The sequence below is a fragment of the Acinetobacter sp. 5862 genome (assembly GCF_024494585.1).
Classification (GTDB): domain Bacteria; phylum Pseudomonadota; class Gammaproteobacteria; order Pseudomonadales; family Moraxellaceae; genus Acinetobacter.
Map to the genome: position 1 here is coordinate 1 of NZ_JANHGP010000125.1, position 233 is coordinate 233.

At 32.2% G+C, this 233-nt stretch carries 1 pseudogene; it reads right to left on the minus strand.

The features are described from left to right. Positions 1 to 93: 93 nt before the first annotated feature. Positions 94 to 233, minus strand: a pseudogene (locus NO346_RS14785) (IS701 family transposase); the annotation flags it as partial.

Here is a 233-nt window from a genome sequence, read left to right on the forward strand (position 1 = left end):
TTTTATCGACGTATACAACGCTTCTTTGCAGATCAGTATTTCGATTATCGTCAAATTTCTCAGTTAATTTTCAATATTAGGACTTACGCACTATCATTTATAGATTCTGTGTGGTAGCAGATGATTTTTATCGAGAATAAAGTCATCAATGAAGTCTTTGATCATTGGTCTAAATAATTTCTTCTGCCAACGATATACATTTTCAAAGATCCGCTCAAACTGGTTCTTTTGTA